Consider the following 19,672-nt stretch of genomic DNA (forward strand, 5'->3'; position numbering starts at 1 on the left):
ATCGGCGTGGCTCCTCTCGGGCGGCGGCGGTACGACGTGTCGGTAGCTGACGACGTGTCGGTAGCTGACGATGCGTCGATACCTGAACAGGGCGAATGTGGCAATATCGCACCGCTATGGCTTGGACTCTGCTCCGCCTGGCCGCCTGGGTGGTCGCGACCGCGCTGGCCGTCACCCTGTCCTGGTTCGCCGTCAACGGGGTACTCGCGGGCGACACCTTCGCCACGCCGTCGTCAGCCGTCGCCATCGACCCGCCGGACGTCCCGCCGCTCCCGTCGGTCAACCCGCCCCCGGGGCTGTCGCCGTCCGCGACGGTGGCGCAGTCCGGGACGGCGGTGCCCGCTGGGACGGCGGTGCCGTCGGCGACGTCCACCCTGTCGTCGACCGCGCTGCCCAGCGCATCCGCCCCGCCGACGCCGCGACCGCGGGCAACGGCCCTCCCGGCCCCGGCCGCAGCGTCGCCGTCAACCGGCCCCGTGGCCGCGCCGCCGCCCGCGGCCCCCGCACCGGCCGGCACCGCCACAGCCACCGCGCAGAGCTACCAGCTTGACGGCGGACGAGTGGTGATCGAGACCACCGACGTCTCGGCCCGCCTGGTGTCCGCGACGCCGGACGTCGGCTGGAAGGTGCAGGCGTGGCAGGCCGAGGGATGGCTGCGGGTCGACTTCAGCCGCGACGGCAGGACGTCCTCGTGCTTCGTCACCTGGAACGGACATCCACCCAGCGTCCAGATCACCTGAACCCCGGCCTGGCCCGCGGCGCGGGGTGCCGCGGGCCAGGCCGGGCGGATGATCAGCCGACGGTCGGCACGGTGCCGCCGTCGACGGTGTGCTCGGCGCCGGTGATGGCGGCCGCACGGTCGGACACGAGGAAGGCAACGAGTTCGGCGACCTCGGTGGGCTGCGCGGGGCGGCCGAGTGGGATGCCGCCGAGGGAATCCATGACCTGCTCCAGCGCCTGCCCGCGGGAGATGGCCTGGCTCGCTGCGATGCGATCGATCAGACCGTCGGCGCCGGCGGTCTGGATGAAGCCGGGGGACACGACGTTCACCCGAACGCCACGCGGACCGACCTCGTTGGCCAGGCCCTTGCTGTAGGTGGTGAGCGCGGCCTTGGCCGCCGCGTAGCCGAGGGTCGCCTCGTACAGGGGCATTCGCCGTTGGATGGACGACACGTGCACCACCGCCCCGCCGCCGGCGTCGATCATCGCCGGCAGCAGGGCACGATCCAGCCGGACGGCGGCGAGCAGGTTGAGACGCAGCTCGTGGTCCCGGTGCTGGTCGGTGAGGGCGGCGAAACCACCAGGTGGGGCCTGTGATCCGCCGAGGGTGTGCACGACGATGTCCAGCGTGCCGAACCGGTTCCGCACCTGGTCGACGACGGCGGCGACGCCCTCGGCGGTGGTGAGGTCGGCGGGGATGAACAGGTCCGGCCCGGCCTGGCCGGACGGGCGGGTGCGGGCGGTGGCCAGCACGATCGCGCCGGCCTCGCGGAGCCGGTCGGCGATGGCGGCGCCGGTGCCCCTGCTGGCTCCGGTGACCAGCGCGCGGCGGCCGTCGAGCCGGTCACTGATGGTCATGGCGGCCCACCCTGCTCCGATCTGCTCCGATCTGATTCGTCATGCGGCCACCGTCGAGCAGATCCCGTCCGCCCAGGTGATCCACCGGCTGCGGGAGCTGGACATGCCGCTGGCCGACGTCGCCCGGATCCTCGCCAACGAGGACCCGGGCGCGCGGGCCGAGCTGGTCGCCGGACATCTCCAGCGGCTGGAGGCCGAGCTCGACCGCACCCGGGCCGCCGTCGCCTCACTGCGCCAGCTGCTGCGGCCGGACGTCGCGGAGCTGGCGGTACGGCTGCGTTCCGTCCCGGCCCGGACCGTAGCCGCGATCAGCGGCACCGTCGACCACGACGATGTCCTGGCGTGGTACGCCGAGGCGATGACCGAGCTCGACGCGGCCCTGGCCGGGCGCGAACGGCTCGGCCCGCCCGGCGGCTGCTTCGACAACGAGCTGTCCACCGCCGGCCGTGGCACGGTTCTGGTCTACCGGCCGTCCGCCGACCCACCGGCGCGGGGCCGCGTCACCCCGCGGACCCTGCCGGCCGTCGAGCTGGCCACCGCCGTCCACCACGGCGCCCACGACGACATCGACGTCACCTACGGTCGGCTCGGCGCCTGGGTGGTCGACCACGCCCTCGCCGTCGACGGCCCCGTCCACGAGACCTACCTGACCGGCCCACGCGACGATCCCGCGCCGCGGTCCTGGCGCACCGAGATCGGCTGGCCCATCTTCCGCCTCACGCCGTCCTGACCACGACGGGATGTCCGCCCGCGGCCCGGGCCGGTCAGATCCCGGTCTGCTCAGGCCCCGTCGGCGGCGGTCTGGTCCGCTGCCGACCCGTCCGCCGGGTCAGCGTCCGGCAACGAGTAGGGGATGTACGGCGGGTCGCCCATGGGGTACGCGCCCGTCATGGTGGCTGAGGCGCTTCCGGTCTTGTCCAGAGTTACTGTTGCCTCGCCGGGCCGGAATCCGTGCCAGATGCGCACTGTTCCGGACGGTGGTGTTCCGCGGAACACCAGACCCCCGCGGACTGCGGTCACCACGAACCATGATTGATCCTGGTGTTCCGTGGAACACCAGAAAGGAGCGGGGCTTACAAGGTGGCGATCTGGCCCAGGCCGACAAACGGCAGCGCGACATACCCGTCCGCGGGAATTCCCTGGTCGTGGACGTACTGTTCGAGTGCGTCGAGGTCGACGAACGGTGCCATCACCCCCGCGCCGGGTACCACCAGCGCCCACACCTCCGACGGGATGATCGAACCCCGGATGTTCACCAGCCGTGCCAGCCCGGCCTCGATAGCCGCCGTCATCACACTCGGGCTCACCGTCGCCCCCCGTTCCCGTTGTCGCGCTCGGGCCCCCGTTGTCGTGTTCCGGCCCTCGTCGTCTCTACGGTCATGGTGTGTCGGATCCCCCTGGACTAGTTAGCCCGTAGGGTTCCCCCCGAACGCGGGGCTGCGCGGGATCGCTTTCAGTCCAGGCAGAACTCGTTGCCCTCGGGGTCGGTCATCACGATGTGGCCGGCGCCCATTGGGGGAACGGGTTCGTGGCGGCTTACCCGCTTGGCGCCGAGCGCGACGAGCCGGTCGCACTCGGCCTCCAGCGCCGCCATCCGCTCGTCGCCCTGTAGCCCGGGAGCCGCCCGGACGTCGAGGTGGACGCGGTTCTTGGCGGTCTTGTCCTCCGGCACCTGTTGGAAGAACAGCCGTGGGCCGTGCCCGTCCGGATCCTCGATGGCCGATCTCGTGTTGCGCTGCTCCGGCGGGACGCCGGCCCGCGTGAGGAAGTCGTCCCAGGCGGCCAGCGGGTCGGCGCCCTCGGGCAGGTCGACGCCGGGCGGGCCGGGGTGGACGTAGCCCAGCGCGTCGCGCCAGAAGGACGACAGCGCGCGCGGGTCGTGGGCGTCGAAGGTGACCTGGATGTGGCGGCTCATCGGGCTGCTCCTCTGCTGGCGGGTGGGTGACGACACGGCCTTCCGCCGCCGACATCGTCCCGCACGCGGCTGTGATCGCCCCCGCACACACCCGGCGCCCGTCGGGCTGCCCGGCCCGTCGGTCGGCACGGTGGCTTGAGTCGTTGGCCAGCGGGCAAGCCCGATGGCATGGGAGACGTGACCAACGAACCGGACCCGCGTCTACTCGGTACCTACCTGAACGACCATTTGGCCGGTGCCGGCGCGGGGGTCGATCTCGCGTCCCGGATCGCGCGGGTGCACCAGGGCACTCCCTCCGGCCCCGCGCTCGCGCACGTGGCCGCTGAGATAGCGCGGGATCGGACGGCGCTGCTGCAGATCATGAAGGATCTGGGAGTGCCGCGGCGGCGCACCAAGGCTTTGCTCGGGCGGCTCGCGGAGAAGGTGGGCCGGCTCAAGCTGAACAACCGGCTGCTGCGGCGGTCGCCGATGAGCTCCGTGGTCGAGCTGGAGACGCTGTGGCTCGGTGTGAACGGCAAGTCGCGGCTGTGGCGCTCGTTGGGGGCTGTCGCGGCGGGTGACAACGGGCTCAGCCCGCAACTCCTCGATCACCTGCTCGACCGGGCCCGGCAGCAGGCTGACGATCTCGAGGACCTCCGGATGCAGGCGGTCGAAGAGGTGTTCGGCGCACTGTCCCACCGCATGTGATCGTTCTACCGTGTAGGGCCGTCCCACCACTCGTCCCCGGCTGGTCTCCCGCCTCCCCGGCGGGGCGTTGCTGGTCGCGATCCCCGGTGTGGGTCGCATGGTCCAACTGCGCCGGGTGGCACGCCGTCACCGAAAGGCCGAGAACATCCCGCCGCCACCGTGACCGACGACGAGCGAGAGTTCGGCACGCGGGCCGCCTGGTCGCGGAAGGTGACGCGCGGGTGTAGCGTTTCGAGCGAGCGAGCGCGCCGGCACCGGCGTGAGGCATCGGTCTGAAAATCGCACCGAGCAAGCTCTCTTCTTGTTCCGTGCTCCCGGCGAGGTCAGCGTCACACCCGAAAATCGGCAATCGGGAGAAAGTAGTGTGACCGTCGGAAGAATCCTGTTGGATGCCGCGGCGTCGTTGACCACGCCACTGCTGCCCGATGATTACCTCGGACTGATTGATCCGCTCTGGTCGCGGCGCGGGTTGCGGGGGCGGGTCGAGGCTGTCCGGCGGGAGGCCGCCGGCGTCGCCACGCTGGTGATCCGTCCCGGCGCGGGCTGGAACGAGCATCGCGCGGGTCAGTACGTCCGGATCGGCGTGAATGTCGACGGCGTGTGGCACTGGCGCCCCTACTCGGTGTCCTCGGCCCCGAGGGATCCCGGCGGTGTCATCTCGATCACGGTCAAGGCCCTCCCGGACGGGAAGCTGTCCGGTCGTCTCGTGGAAGGGGTCCCGCCCGGCGCGATCGTGCGCCTGGAGAAACCACGGGGGTGTTTCGTGCTGCCGCAGGTGCTTCCGCCGCGGCTGCTGTTCGTGACCGCTGGCAGCGGCATCACGCCGGTGATGTCGATGCTGCGCGGCCTTGCGCAGGGTGGCGAGATGCCGGACGCGGTCGTCGTGCATTCGGCGCCGACGCGGGACGATGTCATCTTCGGCACCGAGCTACGAGAGCTCGCGGCCCGGTTCCCCACCCTTCGGCTTCACGAGCACCACACCAGGGTGCCCGGCGGGCCCGCCCGGCGTCTCACCATGGCGGCGCTGCCCGCGATCTGCCCGGACTGGGCGGAACGGCCGGCCTGGGTCTGCGGACCCCCAGGGATGCTCGCGGACGCCGAGGCCTGGTGGCGTCGGGCGGGGATCGCGGACCACCTGAGGGTGGAGCGGTTCCGTCCCGCCGAAGCGCCCGGTGGCGGGACCGGAGGGCGGGTCCGGTTCGCCAGGAGTGGCCGGCAGGCTCAGGCTGGCGGCAACACATCGCTGCTGGCGGTGGGTGAGGACGCCGGCGTTCTCATGCCGAGCGGCTGTCGCATGGGTATCTGCCACAGCTGTCTGGCCCAGCTCACCTCGGGCCGGGTGCGGGACCTGCGCACCGGGCGGGAGCACGGTGCGCAGGGCGAACTCGTCCAGACCTGCGTGTCGGGCGCGGCCGGCGACGTCGAGATCGACCTTTGAAGGGGTGGGCAATGGCCAGGCGGACGGCACTCACCGCAGCCGAGGCCGACGAGTTCGGCCGCGCGCTCGACCAGCTCCGGGAGGAGGTTCTCGCCGGCCGAGGGGAAGGCGATGCCCGGTACATCCGCAGGGTGATCGCCGTTCAGCGGGGCCTGGAGATGGGTGGGCGGGTGGTGCTGTTCGCGTCTCTGCTGCCACCGGCATGGCTGGCGGGCACGACGATGCTCGCGACCGCCAAGATCCTGGAGAACATGGAGATCGGGCACAACGTCCTGCACGGCCAGTGGGACTGGATGTGCGATCCCGAGATCCACTCGGCCACCTGGGAATGGGACTCGGCGTCACCCGCCGCGCAGTGGAAACACTCGCACAACTACGTGCACCACACCTACACGAACATCCTCGGCAAGGACCGGGACATCGGATACAGCCTGCTGCGCGTCAAGTCGGAGCAGCGCTGGCACCCCGCGTACCTCGCCCAGCCGCTCTATAATCTCGCGCTCGCGGCGGTCTTCGAATGGGGGATCGCCCTGTACGACACCGAGATCGAGCGGGCCTGGCGGGGGGAGAAAAGCTGGGGCCAGACGTGGGCGCAGCTCCAGGTGTCGCTGCGCAAGGCCGGGCGGCAGGCGGTCAAGGATTACGTGGCATTCCCGCTGCTGGCCGGCCCGGCGTTCCTGCCCGTCCTGTTCGCCAACCTCACCGCGAACGTCACCCGCAACGTCTGGGCACACACGATCATCTTCTGCGGTCACTTCCCGGAGGGAGCGGAGGCCTTCACCGAGGAACAGGTCGAGGGGGAGACCCGCGGCGGGTGGTACGCGCGGCAGGTGCTGGGCTCAGCCAACATCGACGGCCCGGCACTCCTGCACCTGATGAGTGGGAACCTGAGTTTCCAGATCGAGCACCACCTGTTCCCCGATCTACCCAGCAACCGGTACGCACAGCTCGCCCCGCAGGTACGCGCCCTCTGCGAACGCTTCGGCCTCCCGTACACCACCGGAGGACTGCTGCGACAGACGGCCAACGTGTGGAAGCGCGTCATCCGGCTCTCGCTCCCCGGACCCGCCCCGGCGGTGGCCGACTCCGCCACGTCGTAGCCGACGCCGGTGCTCGCCGGGGCCGTTCCATGATCCGGTTACGGGGCCGGCGGACGGGCGGGTTCCGTGCGCAGATAAAGGTCGCGCAGCAGGCAGACCTCGGCCAGATGGTGGATCAGCTCGCGGTGGATGTGCAACACCAGATCGGCCATGGGCGCCTCGGGGAAGGGCTCCTTCGCGCCGACCGGGACCCGCAGCCCGGCCTCGCAGAGGCCGCGCACCCCGGCGAGCCAGACGTCGAGCTGGGCGTCGAGCTGGTCGAGCGCGGTGGCCGCGCTGCCCGCGTACTCCCAGGTGTCGTACGACGCCGCCGGCGCGCCGAAGTGCGCCGCGTTGCGTGCGGCGAGCACGCCGACGATGACGTGACCGAGCCGCCAGGCGATCGTGGCGAAGGCCGCGGGGACCGGGTTGGGCCAGGCGAAGTCAATCGTGAAGCGCCCGGCGCCACCCTGCACGGGCGCCGTCGAGGTGCCGCGCGGTCGCACGCTCCAGGCGTCCGGTACCGGCGACCAGAAGTACTCGTCGTCGGTGAGGCCGTTGAGTCGGGGCCGGAGCTGATGGTTTCAGTGGAACTCCCACTACTCGCGCAGCGACCGGTTCCAGTCGAGTTTGTCTGCGTCCATGTCACTCACCCTGACACGCCTTGCGGACAGGATCGGTCCGCGATCCATGTCAGGGTGAGTGACGCGCCGACAGGGAGATCGAGGGGGCGGGAGAGTCAGAGGAGTTCGATGGCGACGTCGTACTCGCCGATGACGACATCCTTCATGATCTCTTTCCTTTCCTCGCCTCGTGTCACGTCCGGGCGGGCTCCGTGTCGGGGTGGTCGCTCTACGCGGTTTCGTGATCTGGCCGGGAAATTCTGAAGGTAATTAAGCTGCGAGTCGGATTGATGTTTCTTGTTTTGATGCGCTGACACGAGTTTCCAGGATCGATTCTGGTCGACGTGGGCCTTCGATCGGGTGGGCCCATGAGGTGGTGCCACCGGAAGGCAACGGTGGCGGTCGGCCCCGGGGGTGGGCGGATTCCTTGCTAGAGTCGGCTCATGGTGCTGGCTGAGCGCTTTCCCGAGGCCGCTGAGGGCTGTTCCGGCAGTCTTGTCGTGACCAGTTCCGGCGGGCGTCGCGGAAGGGAGTTCCGGTGAGCGGGAAGGTCGACTGGCTCGTCTGCAAGGTGGGCTGCATTGAATGCGGCATGATAGAGGACCCTGCGCTGCTGATTATCGGAGTTTATGCGGACGAACAGCAGGCCGTTTCCGTCGCGCGCGACGCCGCCCACACAATCGCACAGCGCTGGGGGATGACCAACCCCGAGGAGCCGTACCGGGTGAACGCGGCCCAGATGCTGGGCTCGGGGATGGGCGCCGGCTGGATGTGGACGCCCGCGGACCACGAGCAGGTCTACGCGGTGCGGGTCTCGTCCTGACCGGCCGGCGGCTCCTCAGCCGGTCTGCGGGCTGAGCCCGACCGCCTCGATGCCGGCGACGGCGACCAGCTCGTCATTGTCCGACGTGTCGCCGGAGACGCCGACCGCGCCCACCAGCTCGCCGTCGGCGGAACGCACGAGCACCCCGCCCGGCACCGGCACCAGGGCGCCGCCGATGGCGGACGTCGCGGCCGCGATGAAGTACGGCTGCTGTTCGGCGCGGGCCATGAGCGCCCGGCTGCCGAGGCCGAGGGCCACCGCGCCGTGCGCCTTGCCGAAGGCGATCTCGAACCGCTTCGTCGACGCGCCGTCCTCGCGCTCGACGGCGACGACGTGGCCGCCCGAGTCCAGCACGACCACGGTGAGCGGCTTGAGGTCGTGCTTACGCCCCGCCTCCCGGGCCGCGGCGACGATCTGCCGGGCCACATCCAGCGGCAGTGCCGTCATGAGCGGACCATCTCCTTGTTCTTCTGGGCGCGCCGGTGCTCGTGCAACAGCGGTTCGGTGTAGCCGTTCGGCTGGTCGGCGCCCTCGAGTAGCAGCGCCCGCGCGGCGGCGAAGGCCAGCTCCTCGAAGGCCGGGGCCATCGGCCGGTACCCCGGCTCGCCGGCGTTCTGCGCGTCGACAAGCGCGGCCATCCGGCGCAGCGACTCCTCGACCTGCTCGCGGGAGACGATGCCGTGCCGCAGCCAGTTGGCCACGTGCTGGGAGGAGATGCGGCAGGTGGCGCGGTCCTCCATCAGGGGTGTGCCGGTCAGGTCGGGCACCTTGGAGCAGCCGATACCGAGCTCGACCCAGCGCACGACGTAGCCGAGCACGCCCTGGACGTTGTTGTCGACCTCGGCGGCGACCTCCTCCGGCGACCAGGCGGCCGCCGGTTCCGCGAGCGGGACGGTGAGCAGCTCCAGCCGGTCGGCCGGGCGGCGGCCGGCCAGCTCGCGCTGCCGGTCCGCCACGGAGACCTCGTGGTAGTGCAGTGCGTGCAACGCCGCGGCGGTGGGCGAGGGCACCCAGGCGCAGGACGCGCCGGCCAGCGGGTGCCCGATCTTCTGCGTCATCATGTCGGCCAGATTGTCCGGCGCGGCCCACATGCCCTTGCCGATCTGCGCCCGCCCGGGGAAACCGAGGGCGAGGCCGGCGTCGACGTTGTTGTCCTCGTAGACGCGGATCCACGTCGCCTCGCGCATGGCGGCCTTGCGGACCATCGGCCCGGCGAGCATCGAGGTGTGGATCTCGTCGCCGGTCCGGTCCAGGAACCCGGTGTTGATGAAGACGACGCGGTCCCGGGCCTCGTACACGCAGCGCCTGAGGTTGACCGAGGTGCGGCGTTCCTCGTCCATGATGCCGAGCTTGATCGTCGCCGGCGGGAGCTGGAGGAGGCGCTCGACGCGGGACATCAGCTCGACGGTGAAGGCGACCTCGTCCGGGCCGTGCATCTTGGGCTTGACCACGTACGCCGAGCCGGTGCGGGAGTTGCCGCCGGCGGTGTCGCCGCGCAGGTCGTGCACGCTGCCCAGGCCGGTGACCAGCGCGTCGAGGATGCCCTCGGGCACCGGCCGGCCGTCGCGGTCGAGCACCGCGTCGGTGGTCATCAGCAGCCCGACCTGGCGGATGAGCAGCATCGACCGGCCGGGCAGGGTGACGGTGCCGCCGTCGGCGGTCGTGTACTCGCGGTCGGCGGCGAGGACCCGGGTGAAGGCGCGGCCGCCCTTGTCCACCTCGGCGGTGAGCCGGCGCTGCATGAGCTGCAGCCAGTTGCGGTAGCCGAGCACCTTGTCCGCGGCGTCGACGGCCGCGACCGAGTCCTCCAGGTCCATGATCGTGGTGACGGCGGCCTCGACGACGACGTCGCTGACGCCCGCGCGGTCGCCCGCCCCGACCGGGTGGTTCCGGTCGACCTGGATCTCGATGTGCAGCCCGTGATGGGTCAGCAGGACGGCCGTCGGCTCGTCGCCCTCGCCGCGGAAGCCGACGAACAGCGCGGGGTCGGCCAGCCGGACGGCGGCCCCGTCGATGGTGACGACGAGCCCGTCGGCGTCGACCGCGTACCGGGTCGCGTCCGCGTGCGAGCCGCTGGCCAGCGGGAAGCTCCGGTCGAGGATCTCCCGGACCCGGGCGATGACCGCGGCGCCGCGGGTCGGGTTGTAGCCGCCGGCGCGCTCCTTGCCGTCCGTCTCGTCGATGACGTCGCTGCCGTACAGGGCGTCGTAGAGCGAGCCCCACCGGGCGTTGGCGGCGTTGACCGCGTACCGCGCGTTGAGCAGCGGCACCACCAGCTGCGGGCCGGCCTGGGTCGCGATCTCGTCGTCCACGCCGTCGGTGGTGATGGTGAACGGCGCGGGCTCGTCGAGCAGGTAGCCGATGGAGGTCAGGAACTCGGCGTAGTCGCTCTGCGCCGGCCGGCCCGGCGTGCGCCGGTGGTAGTCGTCCACAGCCTGCTGGAGCTCGTCGCGCCGCGCGAGCAGCTCCCGGTTGCGCGGGGTCAGCTCGTTGATGATCTCCGCGGCGCCGGCCCAGAACGCGGCCTGGTCGACACCCGACCCGGGCAGCGCCTCCTCGGCGACGAACTGGTGCAGCTCGCTGGCGACGCGCAGTCCGACGACGTCGATGTAGTCAGGCACTAGCCCATCCCGAATTTCGTATGGTGGAATAGCCTTTTCGCTCATCGGACGCTACCGAGGGATGTTGGACGGTGTCAACACAGGCCGCGTCACCGCAGGGTGCGGCAACACAGGCCGCGGCAACACAGGTCGCGTCGCCGGAGGTCGCCTCGCCGGAGGCCGGCCCGCCAGAGGTCGCCTCGTCACAGGGGCCGGCCGTGCCCGGGGTGCAGTCGGTGCACCGCGCGTTGGACCTGCTCGAGATCCTCGCGGCGGCCGGCGGCCGGCTTCCCATGGCCGAGCTCGCGGCGCGCGCGCAGCTGCCGACGCCGACCGTGCACCGGCTGCTGCGCACCATGGTCGAGCGCGGGTACCTGCGGCAGCTGCCCGACCGCAGCTACGCGCTCGGCTTCCGGCTCGTTCCGCTGGGCGCCCGCGCGAACGCGATGGTCGGCGCCAACGCGTCCGGCGTGCTGCACGACCTCGTCGCCGAGCTGGGCGAGACGGCCAACCTGGCCGTGCTCTCCGGCGACCAGGCCGAGTACGTCGCCCAGGCGCCGTCGCGGTACGCGATGCGCATGTTCACCGAGGTCGGGCGGCGGGTCGACCTGCACTCGACCGGCGTGGGCAAGGTGCTGCTCGCACAGCTGGACGACGACGAGGCGCTCGGGATCATCCGCAGCCGCGGGCTGCCGCGGTACACGGCGCACACGGTGGGCACCGAGACGGCGCTGCGCGCGGAGCTGCGCCGCATCCGCGAGCGGGGTTTCGCGCTCGACGAGCAGGAGCAGGAGATCGGCGTGCGCTGCGTGGCCATCGCCCTCGACCCGGCGAGCGCGCCGGGGGTCGCGGTCTCGGTGTCCGGGCCGACGGCGCGGATGACCGACGAGCTGGTCGAGCGCGCGGTCGGGCTGCTGCGGGCGGCGGCGTCCCGGCTGGCCGGAGACCTGCGGGACTGACCCCCACTTCTTGACAGTGGGCCCACAGCGCTGTTCGTATCACGGAATAACTTTTCCATAAACTGGAAGATGCTGATGACCTCGCCGCTCGCCGCCAGCCCGCCCGCGTTGGCCCCGCTCATCGCCGACCTGCCGCCCGACTCGGTGATCGTCGACCCCGACCGGATGGCCGGCTACCGGTGGGACCGCGCCAATGATCCGAACGCCGGGATGCCCCTGGCCGTCGTGCGCGTGACCAGCACCTCCGACGTCCGGGCGGTGCTGCGCTTCGCGAGCGAGCACCGCATCCCGGCAGTGCCGCGCGGCGCCGGGACCGGCCTGTCCGGCGGCTCGTCGGCGGTCGACGGCTGCATCGTGGTCTCCACCGAGCGGATGCGGGAGATCGACGTCGACCCGACCACCCGCACGGTGCGGGTGCAGCCGGGTGCGCTGAACGCCGAGGTGAAGGCCGCCGCCGCGGCACACGGGCTGTGGTATCCACCGGACCCGTCCTCGTTCGAGATCTGCTCGATCGGCGGCAACCTCGCCACCAACGCCGGTGGCCTGTGCTGCGTGAAGTACGGGGTCACCACGGACTACGTGCTGGCGCTGACCGTCGTGCTCGCCGACGGGACGGTCGTCCAGCTCGGCGGCCCGCGGCTCAAGGACGTCGCCGGCCTCTCGCTGACCAAGCTGTTCGTCGGCAGCGAGGGCACGCTCGGGATCATCACCGAGGCGGTGCTCCGGCTGATCCCCGCGCAGCGGCCACCGGCGACCGTGGTCGCCACGTTCGGCTCCCTCGACCACGCCACCGCGACCGTCCTCGACATCACGCGGCGGATGCGCCCGTCCATGCTGGAGCTCATGGACCGGGCGTCGATCAACGCCGTCGAGGACGTCACCTCGATGGGGCTGGACCGCGCGGCCGAGGCGATGCTCCTGATCCAGTCGGACGAGCCGGGCGCCACCGCCGCGGCCGAGGTCGCCGAGATCGAGGCGCTGTGCGGCGCCAACGCGGCGCGGGAGGTCTTCGCCACCGACGATCCCGAGGTCGGCGACCAGTTCGTCGTCGCGCGCCGCATGGTGATCCCCGCGGTGGAGCGCCGCGGCTCGCTGCTGCTCGAGGACGTCGGTGTGCCGCTGCCCGCGCTCGGTGGGCTGGTGCGCGGCATCGCCGACATCGCCGACCAGCGGCAGGTCGAGATCGCGGTGATCGCGCACGCCGGCGACGGCAACACGCACCCGTTGATCATCACCGACCGCACCGACCCCGAGCAGACGGCTCGGGCCGAGACGGCCTACGGCGAGGTCATGGACCTGGCCATCGCGCTCGGCGGCACCATCACCGGCGAGCACGGGGTGGGCCGCCTGAAGAAGCCGTGGCTGCCCGGCTACCTCGGCCCGGACGTCCTGCGGCTGAACCAGCGCATCAAGGACGCCCTCGACCCGCTCGGCATCCTCAACCCGGGCGCGATGCTCTGAGCTCCGCACCGTCGGGTTGCCTCTACTGGCAGTCCGTGAGGCCCAGCGCGGCCACGAGGGCCGCGGTCAGGGGGGCGCGCAGCTCGTCGACCGACACCGCGGACAGCCGGGTCAGCGTCCCGGCGTCCCGGGCGACGCCGACCCCGAACAGCACGGCGACAGCCAGCTCGGCGGCCAGCTGCGGGTCGGGGCCGTCGGCCGCGCCGCGCAGCGGCTCGAGCACGGTGTCGAGCCGCTCGCGGGTCGCCTGGCGCGCGGCGTCGTCGACCTCCCGGCGGAAGACGTTCTGGGCGGCGGCGCTCACGCCGGTCGACGTCCACTTGTCGAACGCCCGGTCCACCATCCCGTGCACTGTCGCCAGCGGGCTCGCTGCCGGCTCGTCCGGAGGACCGGCGACCGCCCCGGCCACGGCCGCCCCGTCGTCCACGGCCCCGTCGTCCCCGGATGTGGCCGGCACCGGTGCGTGCGGGGCGGCCGGTGGGCCGTCCGCACTCGGAGCGGACTGTTCGATGAGCGGGTCGGCGGCGAGAACGGCCTGGTAGAGGCCCTCCTTGCCGCCGAAGTAGCGAGCGATGAGCGCCGGGTCGACGCCGGCGCGGTCGCCGACCGACCGGATCGCCGTCCCCGCGTAGCCGCGCTCGGCGAACAGGTCGGCCGCCGCGGCCAGCAGCGCCTGGCGGCTGCGCGCGGCGTCGCGCCGCCGAGTGGTGTTCATGACCGGACATCCTCCGCCATGATGAGTCCCGCGGCGGTGGAGCCCGCCGATTCCTCCTCCATCGTCTCCAGTTCCGTCCGGCGCGCCGCCCCCATCGGGCGGGTCGCCGCGGACGGGGTGCCGGGCAGGGCCAGTGCCGCGAGCGCGGCCAGCGCGCAGACCCCGCCGGCCACGACGAACGCCATCGTGTACCCGCTGTTGGTCGGCTCGACCGAACCGGCCGGTGTGTGGGCGGCGAGCAGCGCCGCGCCGAGCGCGCTTCCCACCGAGCCGCCAGCCGTGCGCAGCACCTGGTTGAAGCTGGTCGCGCTGCCCGTCTCGTGCGGCGGGACGGCTCCCATGATCAGGGCGGGCATCGCGGCGAAGGCCAGTCCGATGCCGACCCCGAACAGGAACGTGGCCGCGCCCAGCTCGACGAGGTGGTCGTGGCTGACGGCCAGGCCGAACAGGGCGAGGGCGACCGCCATCAGGCCGCACAACAGCAGGCCCCGCCCACCGCCGGTGCGCGGCCCCAGCCAGCGCGACCACCGGCTGGCCAGCACCGTCCCGGCCGACAGGGGCAGGATCACCAGGCCGAGCACGGCCGGTGACGCGCCGAAGCCGTAGCCGGTCGAGGTCGGGGCCTGCGCCAGCCGGTTGATCAACGTCATCGCGTTGAACATGCCGAAGCCGGCCAGCGCCGCGCACACGTCGGCGATGAGCACCGGCCGCGCCGCCAGGTACTTCAGATCTATCAGCGGGTTGTCCGTCCGCAGCTCGACCAGGGCCCAGGCCACCCCGCAGCCGATGCCACCCACGAGCAGCGCGATGACCGCCGGTGACAGCCAGCCCCACGACTCGCCCTCGCTCAGCGCGAGCAGCACCGGGCTCAGCGCCGCGGCGAACAGCACCGCGCCCCGCAGGTCGACCCGCCCACGGGCGGTCCGCGCGCTCGCCCGGCCCGGGACGACCACGAGCACGGCCGCCATCGCGGCGGCCGCCAGCGCGGCGGCGACCCAGAAGCCGGCGTGGTAGTCGAACGTGTCCGCGAGCAGCCCGCTCAGTGGGTAGCCCAGGCCGGCGCCGGTCGCGACCGTGATGGACAGGGCGGCGACCCCCGGAACCAGTTTGTGCGGGGGCAGCAGGTCACGCGCCAGCGCCAGCGCCAGTGGCATCAGGCCCATCCCGACGCCCATCAGGCCCCGCCCGACCAGCAGCTGCGCGAAGCCGTTGGCGGTGGCGGAGAGGACGGAACCGACCGCGACGGCGCCCAGGCCGGCGAGCATCACGGTCCGCCGGTGCGGCCCGTCGCCGAGACGTCCGATCAGCGGAGTGGACGCGGCGCCGGTCAGCAGCGTGAGGGTGAGCAGCCACTGGGCGCTGTCCAGCGAGACGTGCTGGGCGGCCGCGATCGTCGGGATCAGCGGTGTGCCCAGCGTCCCGATGACGGCGATCACGAGCCCGCAGTAGACGAGCACGCCCAGCAACATGCCCGGGCGGGGGTGCGGCCCCCCTCCGCCGGACGGCCGAGCCACCGCGGTGGGGCCCGGCGGCTTCGGCTCCGCGACTTCGTCCGCCGCCTCGTCCGCCGCTTCGTCAGCGGACGTCCTCGACCGGATGATGTCTCGTTCCGCGCGCACGTGGTGCCCCCAGTCTGGTCATCGCTTGATGTCATCATAAGAAGACATCGAACGAAGACAAGACCTGGCGCAACCTGTACCCGCAGGTCACGCTCGGTGTGAACATCGTCGGGGACGGGGGTGGCGCTGGGTGCGATGTTGTGGATCCCGCTCAACGGCGGAAGCGGACGAGATTGCCGCCTGCCGCCTGCCGCCTGCCGCAGGCGTGGCCGGCAGGCGGCGTCCTGTGTGTGGGCGTGGGTGTGGCGACCGTTTTCGCTTACCCGCAGACCCTGACGGACCGCGGGGGAACCCAGTGCCGCTGTCCGTTCTCCCAGACCCAGTGGCCATCCACATGACGCCAGTAACACCCGTACGCGGCGCCGGTGACATGGGCAGGCGGAGCGGCCTGTGCGGGAACCGCGAACAGAACCGAGCCCACCGCGGCGGCGGCGATCAGCGGCGGGCATTTCGAAATCTTCCGGCGCGCCATGTCTGCTCCCCCCGGTGCATTGCATACGAGCCGTCGAGGAAGTTCCGGCCTGACTGCACGCGAGGCATACCCGTCGCCTCCGCGAGACAACCGTGTTTCGCGCGGACCCACCAGATGATCGAAAATCATTCGTGTACGAATGGGTCGATCAATGGAAATCCATGCAGTAGACAATCGACCTGGTTGTTCATAGCCTGCGCATAGATTCCGCACGGGTTGCGCACAGGTACCCCCGAAATGCTCGCGGGCGTGCAGAATCAGACACCGGCCGAAGGCGCCCGGCGATGACATCCGTGGGCCGGCTGGCTGCGCGTCGTCGGCCACTGGTCGCGCTGGCCGTCGTGATCGTGGTGGCCGTCGCCGCGGGGATCACCATCCATGTGGTCGGCCGCGGTGGATCCTCGGACGCGGCGGCGACTGTCATCTCCCGGACCGTTACCGCGGAGATCGGGACGATCAAGCAGTCCATCTCCACCACCGGCACGATCGCACCGGCCACTCAGGCTGACCTGACCTTCCCGGCTTCGGGCAAGGTCACCGGCGTCCTGGTGAGCGAGGGCGACACGGTGACCACCGGGCAGCAACTCGCGACCATCGACTCGGCGTCGCTGGCGGCGAGCCTCGCCCAGGCCAAGCTGACGTTGGCCAACGGCCAGGAGAAGCTGGCCTCCGACCAGACGGCGGGGGCGTCCAGCGAGCAGCTCGCCGCCGATCAGGCGTCGGTCACGACCGCCACCGACGGGGTCACCGCGGCGCAGACGGCGCTGGCCGGGGCGACCATGACGTCACCGGTCAACGGAGTCGTGGTGAGCGTCTCGCTCGTGGTGGGTCAGCAGGTGTCGGGATCGTCCAGCGGGAGCGGCTCCGGATCCTCCGGCGGCGGGTCCGGCGCCTCGGCCGGTGGGATGGGTGCCTCCGGCGGGACGTCCGCCGGCTCGGGAGCGACGTCCACCGCGTCCACCTCGTCGTCGGGTGGGCAGATCACGGTTATCAGCACCGATTCGTGGATCGTCAACGCCAGCGTCGACTCCAACAGCGTCGGCCTGATCGCGAAGGGCAACCAGGCGACGATCGTGCCGGGCTCGGGCACCGCGACCGGCGTCGGGGGCTCCGGAGGTGCGGGCGGCACGATCTACGGGACGGTGTCCTCGGTCGGCCTGATCGCATCCAGTTCCGGGCAGACGGCGAGTTTCCCGGTAGTGATCAAGGTTACCGGCAGTCCCGGCGGGCTGCACGCCGGTGACACCGCGACCGTGGCGCTGATCTACAAGCAGCTGAGCAACGTCCTGGTGCTCCCGACGGCGGCCATCAGCCAGGAGAACGGGAAGTCCGTCGTCCGTGTCGTGTCGGGCACGACGACGACAACCCGGGCGGTGACGACCGGGGTCTCCGGTGGCGGCTCCACCGAGATCGTCTCCGGTCTGTCGGAAGGCGACCAGGTGCTCGTCGAGGTGGCGGGCGGCGCGGCCGGTCCGGGTGGATCCGGCGGGGGCACGGGGAGCAGAACCGGCGGCCAGGGCTACGGCGGTGGCGGGTTCCCGGCCGGTGGGTTTCCGAGCGGTGGCGGGTTCCCGGGCAGCGGTGGTAACTGACATGGCCAGGAGACCGCCCGAACGGGAACCCGCCGCCACGTCATCCCGGTCGCCCGCGACAGTGTCGCCACCGGAACCCCCGACCACTCCGGTCACGCGGCCCCGACCGAGCGCCGGTGCCGGTTCGGACTCGGGTGCTCCGGTCATCGAGCTGGACCAGGTGGCCAAGTCCTACCGCGCCGGAACGCTGGACGTCGCCGCGCTGCGCGGCGTCTCGGCCCGCATCGCCGAGGGCGAGTACGTCGCCATCGTCGGGCCGTCCGGCTCGGGGAAGTCGACGTTGATGCACATCATCGGCTGCCTCGACGTGCTCACCGCGGGGACCTACCGGCTCTCCGGCGAGGACGTGGGCGCGATGACCGAGGTCGAGCTGGCCGAGATCCGCAACCGTCGGATCGGGTTCGTGTTCCAGCAGTTCAACCTGCTGCCGTCGCTGTCCGCGTGGCGCAATGTCGAACTGCCGCTCGTCTACCGCGGGGAGCGGCGGGAGCTCCGCAGGCACCGGGCCGTCGCCGCGCTCGACCGGGTCGGTCTCGCGGACCGGATCGAGCACCGCCCGGGTGAGCTCTCCGGCGGCCAGCAGCAGCGGGTCGCGGTCGCCCGCGCGCTGGTCGGCGACCCGTCCCTCATCCTCGCCGACGAGCCCACCGGCAACCTGGACTCGACGGCGACCAGGGATGTGCTCAACCTCTTCGACGAGCTGCACGAGCAGGGCCGGACGATCGTCCTGATCACTCACGAGCAGGAGGTGGCCGACCGGGCCCGCCGGGTCGTGCGGATCCGGGACGGGCTGATCGAGTCCGACACCGCGGCCGGCTCACCGGCTCTCTTGGCCCCCGCGGCGGCCGAGGCGGCGACCCGCTGATGGGATGGCTCGAGACATTCCGTACCGGAGTGGACGCGATCCGTACCCACCGGCTGCGTTCCGGTCTGACGGTGCTCGGCATCCTGATCGGGATCGCCGCCGTGGTACTCACAGTGGGCCTCGGCGTGGGCGCCCAGGACAGGGTCGGATCGCAGATCAGCTCGCTGGGAAGCAACCTGCTGATCGTCTCGCCGGGCAGTTCGACCAGCTCCACCGGTGTGCGCGGCGGGTTCGGCTCCGCGTCGACGCTCACGGTCGCCGATGCTGCCGCGTTGGCCTCGAAGACCTCCGCGCCCGACATCGAGGGGGTCGCCCCGGTCAAACAGAGCTCGATGTCGGTGCTGAACGGTTCGGTGAACTGGACGACGACCGTGGTCGGCACGACCCCGTCCTGGCTGTCCGTCCGTAACCGCTCCATCAGCGCGGGCCGTTTCATCACCACGACGGACGACGCGCAGTCCGCGGCGGTCACCGCCTCGCCGCGGACACGGCCACCGAGCTGTTCGGCCGGCGCAGCCCGGTCGGTCAGAGCGTGACGATCAACAACATCCCGTTCACGGTCGTCGGAGTGCTCGTCTCGGCCGGCTCGGACAGTTCGAACAACCTCGACGACCAGGCGATCGTGCCGATGTCCACCGGGGCGAGCCGCCTGTTCGGCGGGACGACGCGCACCTCGGTCTCCTCGATCTACATCAGGGGGTATTCGGCGTCCACCCTGTCGGCGGCCTACCAGGAGGCGACGAGTCTGCTCCTGAACCAGCACGGCATCACGGACTCGTCCAGCGCGGACTTCACGATCACCACCCAGGAGTCCCTGCTGAGCACGGCGACGTCCGTGAGTCGGACGCTCACCGCCCTGCTGGCCGGGATCGCGGCGCTGTCCCTGCTGGTGGGTGGGATCGGCGTCATGAACATCATGCTTGTCTCCGTGACCGAGCGCACCCGCGAGATCGGGCTGCGCAAGGCGCTGGGCGCGCCGCCCGCGGCGATCCGGCGGCAGTTCCTCATCGAGGCGTCGTTGCTCAGCCTCGCCGGAGGAGCGATCGGCGCGCTGCTGGGCATCAGCGGCGCACTGGTGCTGCCCCAGTTCATCGACAACCCGGTGGCGATCGTCTGGTGGGCTGTGCTCGGCTCGTTGGCCGTCGCGGTCGCGATCGGCGTCGCCTTCGGCGTGTACCCCGCCAGCCGGGCCGCCCGGCTGGCCCCCATCGACGCGCTCCGCAGCGACTAGCCCCCATGACGAGGA

At 71.7% G+C, this 19,672-nt stretch carries 18 protein-coding genes and 2 pseudogenes; 11 read left to right on the forward strand and 9 right to left on the reverse strand.

Annotated elements, in window-relative coordinates; translation table 11 throughout:
* Positions 1–116: 116 nt before the first annotated feature.
* Positions 117–740, forward strand: coding sequence for a hypothetical protein (locus E0504_RS29695; protein ID WP_235014906.1), 624 nt, complete (start codon positions 117–119; stop codon positions 738–740).
* A gap of 52 nt (positions 741–792) precedes the next feature.
* Here E0504_RS29695 and E0504_RS29700 read toward each other — a convergent pair whose 3' ends face one another.
* Positions 793–1,578 (reverse strand): SDR family oxidoreductase, encoded by a 786-nt coding sequence (locus tag E0504_RS29700; protein WP_112108898.1) that lies wholly within the window; start codon positions 1,576–1,578, stop codon positions 793–795.
* On the opposite strand from E0504_RS29700, the gene E0504_RS29705 reads away from it, so the two are divergent.
* The gene (locus E0504_RS29705) at positions 1,577–2,308 is read left to right on the forward strand and encodes a MerR family transcriptional regulator (RefSeq protein ID WP_235014907.1); all 732 of its coding nucleotides are present in this window, start codon (positions 1,577–1,579) and stop codon (positions 2,306–2,308) included. The two genes, E0504_RS29700 and E0504_RS29705, sit on opposite strands and share 2 nt — an antisense overlap.
* A gap of 50 nt (positions 2,309–2,358) precedes the next feature.
* Here the strand turns inward: E0504_RS29705 and E0504_RS51445 are convergent, their stop codons facing one another.
* The 3 genes from E0504_RS51445 to E0504_RS29715 form a co-directional block, all read right to left on the reverse strand.
* Positions 2,359–2,601 carry a hypothetical protein gene (locus tag E0504_RS51445; RefSeq protein WP_207974609.1) on the reverse strand — a complete coding sequence of 81 codons (243 nt, stop codon included), beginning with the start codon at positions 2,599–2,601 and terminating at the stop codon, positions 2,359–2,361.
* Positions 2,602–2,651: 50 nt separating this feature from the next.
* Positions 2,652–2,870 (reverse strand): hypothetical protein, encoded by a 219-nt coding sequence (locus E0504_RS29710; protein ID WP_020464378.1) that lies wholly within the window; start codon positions 2,868–2,870, stop codon positions 2,652–2,654.
* A 161-nt stretch (positions 2,871–3,031) separates the two neighbouring features.
* The gene (locus E0504_RS29715) at positions 3,032–3,493 is read right to left on the reverse strand and encodes a VOC family protein (RefSeq protein WP_071065144.1); all 462 of its coding nucleotides are present in this window, start codon (positions 3,491–3,493) and stop codon (positions 3,032–3,034) included.
* Positions 3,494–3,661: 168 nt separating this feature from the next.
* Between E0504_RS29715 and E0504_RS29720 the strand changes: the two genes are divergently transcribed.
* The 3 genes from E0504_RS29720 (at position 3,662) to E0504_RS29735 (ending at position 6,718) form a co-directional block, all read left to right on the forward strand.
* Complete coding sequence (locus E0504_RS29720; RefSeq protein WP_112108900.1) at positions 3,662–4,180, forward strand: hypothetical protein; 519 nt, start codon at positions 3,662–3,664, stop codon at positions 4,178–4,180.
* Positions 4,181–4,544: 364 nt separating this feature from the next.
* Positions 4,545–5,618 (forward strand): ferredoxin reductase, encoded by a 1,074-nt coding sequence (locus E0504_RS29730; RefSeq protein WP_112108901.1) that lies wholly within the window; start codon positions 4,545–4,547, stop codon positions 5,616–5,618.
* A gap of 11 nt (positions 5,619–5,629) precedes the next feature.
* On the forward strand, positions 5,630–6,718 hold the full coding sequence (locus tag E0504_RS29735; RefSeq protein ID WP_131626239.1) for an acyl-CoA desaturase: 1,089 nt from the start codon (positions 5,630–5,632) through the stop codon (positions 6,716–6,718).
* A gap of 38 nt (positions 6,719–6,756) precedes the next feature.
* Here the strand turns inward: E0504_RS29735 and E0504_RS29740 are convergent.
* Positions 6,757–7,341, reverse strand: a pseudogene (locus E0504_RS29740) (DinB family protein).
* 517 nt (positions 7,342–7,858) lie between these two features.
* On the opposite strand from E0504_RS29740, the gene E0504_RS29745 reads away from it, so the two are divergent.
* On the forward strand, positions 7,859–8,143 hold the full coding sequence (locus E0504_RS29745) for a hypothetical protein (protein WP_071065150.1): 285 nt from the start codon (positions 7,859–7,861) through the stop codon (positions 8,141–8,143).
* Positions 8,144–8,158: 15 nt separating this feature from the next.
* Here E0504_RS29745 and E0504_RS29750 read toward each other — a convergent pair whose 3' ends face one another.
* Both E0504_RS29750 and E0504_RS29755 read right to left on the reverse strand, forming a co-directional pair.
* Positions 8,159–8,590 carry a heme-binding protein gene (locus tag E0504_RS29750; protein ID WP_112108902.1) on the reverse strand — a complete coding sequence of 144 codons (432 nt, stop codon included), beginning with the start codon at positions 8,588–8,590 and terminating at the stop codon, positions 8,159–8,161.
* Positions 8,587–10,764: a malate synthase G gene (locus E0504_RS29755; RefSeq protein ID WP_112108903.1), complete on the reverse strand. Its 2,178-nt coding sequence runs from the start codon at positions 10,762–10,764 to the stop codon at positions 8,587–8,589. Before E0504_RS29755 ends, E0504_RS29750 begins: the two co-directional genes overlap by 4 nt.
* Positions 10,765–10,835: 71 nt before the next feature.
* On the opposite strand from E0504_RS29755, the gene E0504_RS29760 reads away from it, so the two are divergent.
* Positions 10,836–11,702 (forward strand): IclR family transcriptional regulator, encoded by an 867-nt coding sequence (locus tag E0504_RS29760; RefSeq protein ID WP_243657678.1) that lies wholly within the window; start codon positions 10,836–10,838, stop codon positions 11,700–11,702.
* A 75-nt stretch (positions 11,703–11,777) separates the two neighbouring features.
* Entirely contained in the window at positions 11,778–13,163 is a 1,386-nt protein-coding gene (locus E0504_RS29765) for an FAD-binding oxidoreductase (RefSeq protein WP_112108936.1), read from the forward strand.
* A 22-nt stretch (positions 13,164–13,185) separates the two neighbouring features.
* Here the strand turns inward: E0504_RS29765 and E0504_RS29770 are convergent, their stop codons facing one another.
* Positions 13,186–13,878: a TetR/AcrR family transcriptional regulator gene (locus tag E0504_RS29770; RefSeq protein WP_071065155.1), complete on the reverse strand. Its 693-nt coding sequence runs from the start codon at positions 13,876–13,878 to the stop codon at positions 13,186–13,188.
* The gene (locus E0504_RS29775; protein WP_112108904.1) at positions 13,875–15,497 is read right to left on the reverse strand and encodes an MFS transporter; all 1,623 of its coding nucleotides are present in this window, start codon (positions 15,495–15,497) and stop codon (positions 13,875–13,877) included. The genes E0504_RS29770 and E0504_RS29775 overlap by 4 nt, the downstream gene beginning before the upstream one ends.
* A 756-nt stretch (positions 15,498–16,253) precedes the next feature.
* On the opposite strand from E0504_RS29775, the gene E0504_RS29785 reads away from it, so the two are divergent.
* The 3 genes and pseudogenes from E0504_RS29785 to E0504_RS53575 all read left to right on the forward strand — a co-directional run bounded on the left by E0504_RS29785 (position 16,254) and on the right by E0504_RS53575 (position 19,657).
* The gene (locus E0504_RS29785; protein ID WP_131626240.1) at positions 16,254–17,561 is read left to right on the forward strand and encodes an efflux RND transporter periplasmic adaptor subunit; all 1,308 of its coding nucleotides are present in this window, start codon (positions 16,254–16,256) and stop codon (positions 17,559–17,561) included.
* Position 17,562: 1 nt separating this feature from the next.
* The gene (locus tag E0504_RS29790) at positions 17,563–18,426 is read left to right on the forward strand and encodes an ABC transporter ATP-binding protein (protein ID WP_071065159.1); all 864 of its coding nucleotides are present in this window, start codon (positions 17,563–17,565) and stop codon (positions 18,424–18,426) included.
* Positions 18,426–19,657: pseudogene (locus E0504_RS53575) on the forward strand (ABC transporter permease). The gene E0504_RS29790 and the pseudogene E0504_RS53575 overlap by 1 nt, the downstream one beginning before the upstream one ends.
* The last annotated feature ends 15 nt before the right edge of the window (positions 19,658–19,672 follow it).

This window comes from Parafrankia sp. BMG5.11, from assembly GCF_004337455.1.